Source organism: Streptomyces sp. NPDC059003 (assembly GCF_042740445.1).
Taxonomy (GTDB): Bacteria; Actinomycetota; Actinomycetes; order Streptomycetales; family Streptomycetaceae; genus Streptomyces.
On record NZ_JBHYJH010000242.1, the window covers coordinates 1 to 10,528 of the forward strand.

11 protein-coding genes are annotated in these 10,528 nt (G+C 73.1%); 3 read left to right on the top strand and 8 right to left on the bottom strand.

All coding sequences use genetic code 11. The features are described 5' to 3' along the window. Nucleotides 1-190: 190 nt before the first annotated feature. The 3 genes from ACFWZ5_RS41795 to ACFWZ5_RS41805 form a co-directional block, all read right to left on the bottom strand. A complete protein-coding gene (locus ACFWZ5_RS41795; protein ID WP_384799366.1) occupies nt 191-352 on the bottom strand; it encodes a hypothetical protein in 162 nt (53 codons plus the stop codon). Nucleotides 353-413: 61 nt separating this feature from the next. After that, a complete protein-coding gene (locus ACFWZ5_RS41800) occupies nt 414-2,585 on the bottom strand; it encodes an MMPL family transporter (protein WP_384799363.1) in 2,172 nt (723 codons plus the stop codon). A gap of 34 nt (nt 2,586-2,619) precedes the next feature. Beyond that, nucleotides 2,620-4,140: an MDR family MFS transporter gene (locus ACFWZ5_RS41805; RefSeq protein WP_384799360.1), complete on the bottom strand. Its 1,521-nt coding sequence runs from the start codon at nt 4,138-4,140 to the stop codon at nt 2,620-2,622. 226 nt (nt 4,141-4,366) lie between these two features. On the opposite strand from ACFWZ5_RS41805, the gene ACFWZ5_RS41810 reads away from it, so the two are divergent. Continuing rightward, on the top strand, nt 4,367-4,957 hold the full coding sequence (locus ACFWZ5_RS41810; protein WP_384799357.1) for a MarR family winged helix-turn-helix transcriptional regulator: 591 nt from the start codon (nt 4,367-4,369) through the stop codon (nt 4,955-4,957). 54 nt (nt 4,958-5,011) lie between these two features. Here ACFWZ5_RS41810 and ACFWZ5_RS41815 read toward each other — a convergent pair whose 3' ends face one another. From ACFWZ5_RS41815 to ACFWZ5_RS41835, 5 genes are all read right to left on the bottom strand, one after another. After that, on the bottom strand, nt 5,012-5,425 hold the full coding sequence (locus tag ACFWZ5_RS41815; protein ID WP_384799354.1) for a hypothetical protein: 414 nt from the start codon (nt 5,423-5,425) through the stop codon (nt 5,012-5,014). Further along, on the bottom strand, nt 5,422-6,816 hold the full coding sequence (locus ACFWZ5_RS41820; protein ID WP_384799351.1) for an FAD-binding oxidoreductase: 1,395 nt from the start codon (nt 6,814-6,816) through the stop codon (nt 5,422-5,424). The genes ACFWZ5_RS41815 and ACFWZ5_RS41820 overlap by 4 nt, the downstream gene beginning before the upstream one ends. A gap of 68 nt (nt 6,817-6,884) precedes the next feature. After that, nucleotides 6,885-7,955: an NAD(P)/FAD-dependent oxidoreductase gene (locus tag ACFWZ5_RS41825; protein WP_384799348.1), complete on the bottom strand. Its 1,071-nt coding sequence runs from the start codon at nt 7,953-7,955 to the stop codon at nt 6,885-6,887. Between the two features lie 10 nt (nt 7,956-7,965). Then, nucleotides 7,966-9,336, bottom strand: coding sequence for a class I tRNA ligase family protein (locus ACFWZ5_RS41830; protein ID WP_384799345.1), 1,371 nt, complete (start codon nt 9,334-9,336; stop codon nt 7,966-7,968). Continuing rightward, nucleotides 9,326-9,703, bottom strand: a complete 378-nt coding sequence (locus tag ACFWZ5_RS41835) for a cupin domain-containing protein (RefSeq protein WP_384892347.1) — start codon at nt 9,701-9,703, stop codon at nt 9,326-9,328. The genes ACFWZ5_RS41830 and ACFWZ5_RS41835 overlap by 11 nt, the downstream gene beginning before the upstream one ends. A 124-nt stretch (nt 9,704-9,827) precedes the next feature. On the opposite strand from ACFWZ5_RS41835, the gene ACFWZ5_RS41840 reads away from it, so the two are divergent. Together ACFWZ5_RS41840 and ACFWZ5_RS41845 are read left to right on the top strand one after the other, a co-directional pair. After that, nucleotides 9,828-10,295 carry a hypothetical protein gene (locus tag ACFWZ5_RS41840; RefSeq protein WP_384799339.1) on the top strand — a complete coding sequence of 156 codons (468 nt, stop codon included), beginning with the start codon at nt 9,828-9,830 and terminating at the stop codon, nt 10,293-10,295. A gap of 47 nt (nt 10,296-10,342) precedes the next feature. Continuing rightward, nucleotides 10,343-10,495, top strand: coding sequence for a hypothetical protein (locus ACFWZ5_RS41845; RefSeq protein ID WP_384799336.1), 153 nt, complete (start codon nt 10,343-10,345; stop codon nt 10,493-10,495). Nucleotides 10,496-10,528: the final 33 nt, after the last annotated feature.

Consider the following 10,528-nt stretch of genomic DNA (forward strand, 5'->3'; position numbering starts at 1 on the left):
AACACCACACCAACCCGCTGGCGGGGGTTTGTTTTTTTTTCAAAACCCCCCCCCCCCCACGGGGCCCGGCCCCCCCCGCCCCCCCGCCCCCGGACCGGTGTGCGTGGACGGGACATGAGAGGTGGCCCGAGGAGCGGAGTGGGCGCTGCGCTCCTCGGGCCACCGTGGGCCCGTCGGCGGTCGGGGGAGGTCACACCGACGGGAGTCGAGGGGGCGTATCGCGGCCGCGGGTGCGGCGGTGGCCGTGCGGGTCGCCGAACAGGGCCAGCGCCGCTCCGCACACGAGGAGCAGCCTGGCGGGCCAGGACAGCGGCCAGTCAGGGCCGATGCGCTGACGGGTGCTTGCTGCCATGGTGGGCTCGCCTCCTTCAGGGACCGTACGACGGGCGTGCGCACGGAGTGTGCGTACGGGCTCAGCGGCTTGGCCGGGTCGTCGCGGGGTCCTCCCCGGCTGCCGATGCGGGCACCGCCCCGGGCCCTGCCGCGGGAGCCACCGCGTGCTCCTGCCGGGCCGGGCGGCTCGGCCACCACAGCCGCGGGCCGACGTCCAGCGCGAGCGCCGGGACGAGCAGCGTGCGCACCAGCAGGGTGTCGAAGAGGACGCCCACGGCGATGAGGAGCCCCATCTGCAGCATGCTCACCGAGGGCAGCACGCCGAGGACGGAGAACGTGGCGGCGAGGACCACACCCGCGCTGGTGATGACCCCGCCGGTCACCGCGACCGCGCGGATCACACCCGGGGCGTGGCCCAGGGCGGCGGCCTCCTCGCGGGCGCGGGTCACCATGAAGATCGTGTAGTCCACGCCGAGCGCGACCAGGAACAGGAAGCCCATCAGGATCAGGGACTCGTCCGAGCGCGGATGCCCGAGGGCACGGAAGATCAGTACGGCGACGCCGAGCGCGCCGAGGAAGGACAGGGCCACGCTGGCGAGCAGCAGGACGGGCGCGACGACGGCCCGCAGCAGCAGCGTCAGGACCAGGAAGACGACGGCCAGGACGAGCGGCATGACGACGCGTTCGTCGTGGGTGTACGCGCGGGCGGTGTCGAGGCGGGTGGCGGTGTCGCCCCCGACGAGCGCGGCGGCGCCGGGGACGCCGTGCACGGTGGCCCTGACGCGGTCGATGGTCCGCTCGGCGGCCTTGCTGTCCGGCGGGTCGGCCAGGACGGCCTTGATGTGGACCTGGTCGCCGGAGCGCGCGGGGGCCGTGACGTCGGCGACGCCCGGGGTGCGCTTCAGGGCGGCCGTGACCTGGTCGGCGCGTGCGGCGGACGCGTACACGTCGAAGGGGGCGGCCGATCCTGCCGGGAAGTGCGCGGCCAGGGCCCGTTGTCCTGTGACCGACTCGGGTGTGCTGGTGAACGAGTCGGCCTGGGAAAGGCCCGTACGCAGCCCCAGGCTGCCGAGGGCGAGGGCCGCAAGGACGACGGCGCCCGCCACCCACACGGTGCGCGGGCGCCGGGCCACCGCGCGGCCCACGCGCCCCCAGACGCCGCGCTCGGCGTCGGGTGCGGCCGCGGTGTCCGCGGTGTCGCCGGTCTCGGTGACGCGGGGCACGAACGGCCAGAACAGCCACCGGCCCATGATGACCAGGAGCGCGGGCAGCAGGGTGGTCATGGCGAGGAAGGCGACCACGATGCCGACGGCGGCCACCGGGCCGAGGCCCCGGGTGGAGTTCATCTGTGCGGCGAGCAGGCACAGCAGGCCGAGGGTGACGGTGGCGGCGGAGGCGAGGACGGCCGGCAGCGCCCGGCGCAGGGCGGTGGCCATCGCCTCGTGGCGGTCGGCGTTGCGGCGCAGCTCCTCGCGGTAGCGCGCGATCAGGAGCAGGGCGTAGTCGGTGCCCGCGCCGAAGACCAGGACCGTGAGGACGCTGGCGCTCTGGCCGTTGACGACCAGGCCGCCGTGTTCGGCGAGGAGATAGACGACGGCGTTGGCCAGGGCGGCGCTCAGGCCGACGGCGATCAGGGGGACGAGCCACAGGACGGGACTGCGGTAGGTGAGCAGGAGCAGCAGGGCGACGACGGTGACGGTGGCGAGCAGCAGCGGCCCGTCGACGCCGCTGAACACCTCCGACTGGTCGGTGGCCGCGCCGCCGGGCCCGGTCACCTTGACCTGGAGGGCGTCGGGGGCGCCGCTGCGGGCCTCGTGGCGGATGTCTTTGACGTGGTCGGTGAGTCGGGTGAAGCCGTCGTCGCCGCGGGTGGTGAGCGGGACGGTCAGGAGGAGGGCCTTGCCGTCCTTGGAGGTCGCCACCGGGGCGATGCTTCCGGCGCTGTAGCGGGCGAAGCGGGCGCGGTCGCGGTCGGCCTTCGCGGTGTCCGCGGGCGTGATGCCGGCGGCGCGGGTGTAGACCACGACGGCTGGGAGGTTGGTGCCGATGTCGAAGTGGTCGCGGCCCGCGCGGAACGCGCGCGTCGACTCGGCGCTCTTGGGCAGCCAGGCGGTGGCGTCGTTGCTCTGGGCCTCGGTGAGCTTCGACCCCAGGGGTCCGGCCATCGTGGCGAGGAGCAGCCAAAGGACCAGGACGAGCCACTTGGTGCGGGCTCCCGCGGGCCACAGCGCGAGCCGTTTCCAGACGGACATGGCGGTTCCCTTCCCGACCGCGCCCTGCGGGCGGTCAGCCGGCGGTCTCGGACTCGGTCTCGCTCTCGCCGCCCCAGCCGCGCTGCTCCAGGACGATGTCCTTGAGGAACAGGGACGCCACCAGGCCCGCCACGAGGATCACGCCCGCGATGAGGAAGACCGGGCTGAGGGCGTGGGCGTAGGCCTGGGCCAGGCCGTCGCGGAGGCTCTCCGGCTGCCGCTTGAGCCACTCCGGGGCGATCGAGCCGCCCTTGGGGAGGCGTCGGGTGTCGCCCGCCGACAGGTACTTCGGCAGTTCGTGGCCGAGGCGGTTGTTGAGGACCGTCGCGAAGATCGACACGCCGAAGGAGGTGCCGAGCATCCGGCTGAAGGTGACGGTCGCGGTGGCGGCGCCCATGTCGCGGGGCGGCGCGGCGTTCTGCACGGCGACGACGACCACCTGCTGGGACAGCCCGGCGCCCACGCCGAGCAGGAACATGTAGCAGCCCGACGTCAGCCGGCTCGTGTCCGCGCTCATCGTGGAGAGCAGGAACGCTGCGGTGCCGGAGAGCGCCATGCTCGCCACCGGATACCACTTGTAGCGGCCGCTCTTGGCGACCGCGCCGCCGACCCCGAACGAGGCGATCATCAGGCCGAACATCATCGGAAGCAGCAGGAGGCCGGAGTTGGTGGCGGTGGCGCCCGACGCGATCTGCAGATAGAGGGGCAGGAAGAAGACCAGGCCGAAGCCGGTGAGACCGGCGACGAACGACACGATGTTGCAGATGTCGAAGGTCGAGTCCCGGAACAGGCCCAGCGGGATGACCGGTTCGGCCGCGCTCCGCTCGACGTACACCCACCCGACGAGCAGCGCGACCCCGCCGACGCCGAGTCCGACGATGACGGCGGAGCCCCAGGCGTACTCGGTGCCCGCCCAGTTGGTGAGCAGCACCAGGGCGACGAGTCCCGCGGACAGCAGCAGCATGCCGAGGTAGTCGATGCGCGGCCGCTCCACCTGCGTCCTGCCCTTGAGGAAGACGACGACGAGGGCCAGGGCGATGGCGCCGATGGGCAGGTTGACGTAGAACACCCAGCGCCAGGTGAGGTGGTCGGAGAAGAACCCGCCCGCGATCGGCCCGCCGATGGCGGACAGGGCGAAGACCCCGGCCGAGTACCCCTGGTACTTGGCCCGTTCGCGCGGGCTGAACAGGTCGCCGGTGAGGGCGAACATCGCGGCCATCAGACCGCCGCCGCCGATGCCCTGCACGACCCGGAAGACGATGAGCTGCGTCATGGTCTGGGCGGCGCCGCAGGCGGCCGATCCGGCCAGGAAGACGACGGTGGAGACGACGAAGACGGGCTTGCGGCCCAGCAGGTCGCCCAGCTTGCCGGCGAGCGGCATCACCGCGCTGGTGGCGAGGATGTAGGCCGCCGACACCCAGCCGATGCGGTCGAGTCCGCCGAGGTCGCCGACGATCGTCGGCACCGCCGTGGCCACGATCGACGAGTCGAGGGTGGCCATCAGCATGGCGAACAGCAGGCCGAAGTAGACGAGCAGCACGTGCTGGTGACTCATGGGCGACGTTGCGGACGGTGCCTCGGCACTGTCGCGCGCCTCGTGCGCGGTGGACACGGTCGGCTCCCGGGGACGGCGGTGGATTTACTTGACATCTACACACGCTTGACATCTGCACACACTTGACCTCAGCACTTGCTTGACAACGACACATCCATGCCAAAGTCAAACGAATGCGTTGAGCATATGTCTGCTAAAGGCACACGTCAACGGGTACCCTTCAGACATGACGAAGCCCCTGGACACGAGCTCCCCCTACGACCACCCCTCCGAGAAGGCGCTCTCGGCAGCCGCCGACGGGTCCATGGACGGCGTACCGGTCGACCCGCCGCTCGTGGCCGTGGAGCGGGCCATGGTCCGCATCCGGCGCAACCAGACCAAGCGCACCCTCGGCCGGTTCGTGACCAGCCGTCTCGACCGGTCGGTCGATCTGACGCACACCGTCGTCGTCGACGCCGTCGAGGAGGAGCCGGAGGAGCCCGGCCAGGAGGTCACGGTCGGCCTGGTCGCCGAGCGCCTCGCCGTGGACCCCTCCCGGGCCAGCCGCCTCGTGGCCGCCAGCGTCGAGGCGGGCTACATCCGGCGGGTGCCGTCGCAGGCGGACAGCCGCCGCGCCTGTCTGGAACTCACCGAGGCCGGGAAGGCGCTGGCGCTCCTCACCCACCAGGTGCGCCAGCAGTTCTTCGGCGAGATCATGCAGGACTGGTCCCCGCGGGACCGCAAGGACTTCGCCCGCCTCCTGAGCAAGTTCGCGGGCCTGCCCCCGCACAGCCAGTACGTCGACGACCTGGGCGACGGATCGGCCACCGACGCGTAGCCGGGGCGGGCTTCGTCGGTGCGCCGCGGGCATCTTCACTGTGCCGCGAGGTCGTCAGTGCGCCGCGGGGTCGTCCACTTCTTCTATGTACGACACACCGGTCGACCCCGCGTCGTCGAGCCGACGCCACTGCTCGCGCAGGCGGATACGGCCGTCCGGCAGGAGTTCGGGGGTGCTGACGCACTCCCCCGCGACGACGGCTCCGCCGTGCAGGACCTGGCTGTAGGCGAGCCGCAGCGTTCCCTCGGCGTCGCAGGTGCCGACGAGGCGGCCGAGGAGCACCTTGCCGCCGCGGAACTCGGCCCAGACGACCGACCCTGCTTGGTGGTAGTGCGCCAGCGGCACGTCGTGGTCCGCGCCCCGGGTCTCGGCCGCGGACGAGGCGAAGAACTTGTTGTTGTAGTCCACCTCGGCGTCGGTCACGTCGGTGCCGTTCACCTTGTCGTGTTCCACCTTGTCGTGGTTCACCGCGCCGCCCCCTTCACGGGCTCGATGTTGTAGTGGGAGCGGAACACGTTGTCCGGGTCGAGGCGGCGTTTCAGGGCCTTCAGACGGCGGTGCCCCTCGGCGCCGTACGTCCTGATGGCGCGGGCCGCGAGGTCCCGGCGGTCGGCGCCCGCGTCCGTCACGTAGTTGATGTAGCCGTCGCCGGAGACGGCCCACGGTTCGGCCGCCGCGGACACGGACCTGGCCCAGGCGGTCTGCTCGTCGTCGGCCCACTCCGGCTCCCAGATCGCCATGCCGGTCACGTTGAACCGGGCCGCGCGGAACGGAACCGCCGACGGCCGCTCGGGGGCGCGGCGCACCGCTCCGTTGAACGCCTCCAGATACACGGTGTCGTTGAACTCGCCCCGCCACTCGCCCGCCCGGAACCGCCGCACCAGCGCATCGATCAGCTCGTCCGGCAGCTCGCTGGTGCAGCGTGCGCTCCAGTAGTGCCGCAGTCCGTACGGGAGCCGGCCCAGGATCTGCTGCATGGAGATGTAGGGGCGGTCCTGGATCTGCCAGTCGAGGACCTCGGGGCCGCGCAGCCTCTTCTCGAGCGAGGCGACGTACTCCGCGTCCGTGCCGCAGTAGCAGACGCTCATCACCGCGGCCGCCGCCTGGGACGGGCCGAATCGCTCCAGGAGCAGGATGCACACCAGCTCGTCGGGGGCATCGGTCATCAGCTCCCTGAAGAGCCGGACGGCGGCGGCCATCTCGTGCTGGGGGTAGGCGACGAGGCCGCCGTGGACCCGCTCCAGCGGGTGCACCCGGAAGGTGAACTCGTCGACGATGCCGAAGTTGTGCCCCGCGCCGCGCAGCGCCCAGTCGAGTTCGGGGTCCGACTCGGGGTCCACGGCGAGGCGTTCGCCGTCGGCCGTCGTCAGCGCGTACGACAGCACGTTGTCGCACGACAGGCCGTACGCGCCCATCAGGTGGCCGACTCCGCCGCCGAGGGTGAGGCCGCCGACGCCGGTGGTGTCGAAGGTGCCGCCGGTGACCGCCATGCCGTGCCGGGACGCGGTGGCGTCGAACTGCGCCCAGGTGGCGCCGCCCTGGACCCTGGCGGTACCGGTACGGGTGTCAAGATCCACCCGGTCGAGCAGCCGCAGGTCGATGATCAGGCCGTCGTCGAGACCGGCCGACCCGGCGATGTTGTGTCCCGCCCCGCGCACCGCGACCGGCAGGGGCGACTCGCGGGCGGCCCGCACCACGCCCTGGAGCTCACCCGGCGTTCTGGGCAGCACGATCAGCGCGGGGCGGTGGTCGAACATGCCGTTGAAGAGCAGCCGCGTGCGGTCGTAGCGCGGATCGTCCGGGGTGATAACCCGTTCCGGGCAGATGGCGGCCAGGGTGCGGCGCACTGCGCGGGCCATGGCGACTCCTCGTAGACGTGGGATCGGCGTCCTCGACGGACGGTGCGGGTGGATCGAGGGGCGGGCGGTCAGCGGTCGGGGGCGCCGCCGAGCAGCCGGTCGGCGCACTGCCTGCTCGCGGCGAGCGCGGACTTGGCCGCGCCGCCGCTGCCGCCGGTGAACGTGTACAGCGACGGCATCTCGGTGGGCCGCAGCTCGAGCAGGCCGGAGGAGCTGTACGCGTCCGCGGCCACGACGGTGCGCCGGTGGCGGCGCAGCGTCAGCTCCGGCAGGCGCTCGGCCGCCCGGTGTTCGGCCGTACGACGCTGGTCCGGCGAGGCCCGCAGGTGTTCCGCCTCGGCGTCCCAGCGGTCGCTCGGTACGCCGAGCAGCATGCCGTCCGCCCCGTCCGGGCGCCCGTACAGGCCGGACGTCTCGTCCACGAAGCAGGACGGCCGTCGGCCGGTGACGTCGTACAGGTCGTACTGGATCAACTTCGTGCGCAGCGAGGGTGGTTGATGGTCCGGGCCGTCCAGGCCGCTGCGCCGCAGCAGGGCGCCGGTGCGCCAGCCGGTCGCCAGGACGACCGCGTCGCAGGGGTGGACGGCGCCGGGGCAGTCCACGGCGACACCGCCGTCCGGCAGGGCGAGCACGCGGCGGGCGGGGCCGGTCACGACGGTGGCGCCCCGGGCGCGGAGGTCGCGCGCGATCATGCGGCGCAGCTGGTCCGGGCGGAAGTAGCCCGCGTGCCGCTCGACCATCCCTTGTGCGTGCCGGGGCACGGCGAGACCGTGCTCGCGGGCCAGCGCCGAGGCGTCCATCGGCTCGGCCGAACCGGGCAGGAACTCCTCGATCAGGGCCAGTCGGTCGCCCGGGTCTTCCGGGCCCGCGAGGGCGTACACCGAGCCGGTCTCCCGGTAGTCCGCCCAGGCCGCCAGGGCGGAGTCGCCGCGCAGTTCGGCGAGGCTCTCGCAGGCCAGCCGGCAGGCGGCCGGGTCGGCCTCGAAGCCGCGGACGAGCCCGCCGGACGCGGCGGTGGCCTCGCCGGGCGGCGCGGCCGGGGCGGTCACCAGGCGCACCTCGCCGCGCGGGTCGGACCGCCGCAGCCGCCAGGCCAGCAGGGCACCGGCGATCCCGGAACCCACGACACAGATCCGCACGCGATCCCCCTCAGCGCCCGGTCAGCAGGCCGAGCAGCCGCCGCGCCCGCAGGTGGCCGTCGTCCAGCGCCGGGCGCAGCAGGCAGCGGGCGGCGAGGGCCGGGTCGAAGGACTCCGGGCGCAGGGCGCGTTCGGCCCGGTCCAGGTCCGCTTCGACGAGGGCGGAGTGCGCGCGCCGACCGCCGTCGCCGAGACCGGTGGGGGCCGTCGTCCAGCGCCGCACGAAGGCGTCGTAGGCCGCCGACGTGAAGTTGCTGGGGTACGGCGCCGGGCGGTCCCAGGCGAGGAACAGCCGGACGAGAGCCGGGTCCTGGTCGGCGAGGAGCTCGTCGGCCCAGATCGCGTGGCCACGGCTGGTGGAGAACTTCCGCGCGTCCAGGCGGTAGAACTCGTTGACCACCAGGCCGGTCAGCGTCGTGGGGAGCGGTGCGCCGGCCGCCGCCGCCATGGCCGGGAACAGGGCGGCGTAATAGAAGGCGTTGTCCATGCCCAGGAACGGCCACAGGCCGCCGAGCCCGGCCCAGGCCGCGCCGAGTTCGGCCGGCGTCCTGGCACCGGGGTCGAGGTGACGGCCGATCAGCCAGAGGTAGGCGAGGCCCATTTCGAACCACACGTCGAGGCGCTCGTCCTCCCGCGCCGCCTCGTCCACCGGGATGCCCCAGTCCGTCGGGTAGCTCACGGGGATGTCCGGCAGTCCGTGGTCGAGGGCCCGGGCGAGCAGCGCCCGTACCCGGGGCGGGATGCTCGCGCGGGACCAGATCTCGGTCAGCGCCCCGCGATGGCGGGCCAGTGCGAAGACCGGCCCCCGGTGCGGCACCGGGCGCGGCTCCCCGCCGCAGCCGGAACAGCGCGGCTCGACCAGGTCCGCCGCCGTCGCGAAGGCGCCGCAGCCCTCGCAGGTGCCGCCGCCCATGGCCTCGCCGCAGACCCGGCAGCCACCGCTGACGTAGCCGTGGTGCAGGGTGCGCGCGCAGCCGTCGCACACCAGCATCGTCCACGTGGCGTCGCGGACCAGACCCGCCGCCCGCATCCCGTCGAGGAGCCCGCGCACGGCCGACCGGTAGGCCAGGTCGCCGCGCGGGGCGGTGAACACGTCGTGGTCGATGCCGGCCAGGGACAGCGCCCGCCGGATCAGGGTCCGGTACTCGTCGATGACCTCGTCGGGCTTGCGGCCGAGCCGCTCCGCCTTGGCGACGACATAGTTCTGGTGGTCGTCGGTTCCGCACACCGTGAGGACCCGCTCGCCGCGCGCCACGGCCGCCCGGGCGGAGATGTCGGCGGCGAGGTAGGGGCCCGAGAGGTGCCCGAGGTGCAGCGGCCCGTTCGGGGTGGGCGGCGGGCTGAGGACGACCACGGGAGCCCGTTCGGTGTCAGCGGCCATCCGGGCCCACCTCGTCCCGGCTCGCGTCGGCCCCCGGCAGCCAGTAGATGCTGAGCAGCGTCACGGGCTCGGTGTCCGACAGGTTGCGGATGGTGTGCCGCTCCTTGGGGTCGAGGAGTACGGCGGTGCCCACCGGTGTGGGCTGCGGCTCGCCGTCCTCGATCACGAACGCGGCCTGCCCGCCGACGACGACGGCGAGCTCCCCCTCGGGGTGGCAGTCCTGTGCGCTCGTGCCGCCCGGGGGCACCACGCACCACATGGCGTGGAACGGCAACCGGTCGGTGCCCGCGTACTGGCTCCACCGTCCGATCCGTATCGCGTACTCGTCCGTGAGGACCGCGGAATCGCTGCTCAGCCTGCGCACCACACACCATCCCTCCTGAGCGGACGGGTTCATCGTGGCCCAGGGTGCTGGTGGAGATCTCGGAAGCCGCTCATGGGGCCCGGGCACCACCAGTTCGCCTTGAGAAGTGCCGCCTACCCTGCGGGCCATGGCTGTTGGAGAGGTTCCCCTGGTGTACGCGCCGCGCCGCATGGTGGCCTACGAGCCCGACCGTGTGCGCGGCTGGACGGTCAAGCGCTACGGCATCTCGGCCGCGCGGCCCCGGCCCCCGGAGCAGGTGGTCGAGGCCGCGCGGGTCGCGGTGCTCCGCACCCTGCCGAAGGCGTACGACGAGGCGCTCGCCCACGCCTTCAGCGTGCTGCACGAGGATCCCGACGGCTGTTATGTCGTCGTCGGCTGGTGGAGCCGCAACCGCGTGATCCTGCACACCCGGACCTGGCTGTCGCAGTGGTCGGCCCCCGACGACTGGCAGCCCGCGCCCAACGGCGCCACCGCGTGCGTCTGGGAGCTGGTCGCGCTGGCGCACGAGCGCGACGCGTGGGTCCGGCACGTGGTGCGCCCCGAGGTCCCGGACGTCGAGGCCTACCTCGCCTCCACGGTGACCGGCGCGTTCTGACCGAAGGAGTCCGAAGGGTTCCGGCCGAAGCGACCGAAGGAGGTGCCATGACGCTCGCTCTGCTGCTCCTGCTCCTCGGAGTCCTGCGCTATCTGGGCATCGGCAAGGACCGGATCGACCGGTGGCGTGCCGCGCTCACCCGCCGTCTCTCCCGGCGGCGCCGCGTCGGCCCGGACGACGACGAGGCGACCGATCCCTGACACAGCAGGTGCGGGAAGGCCGGCGGGGGCGGC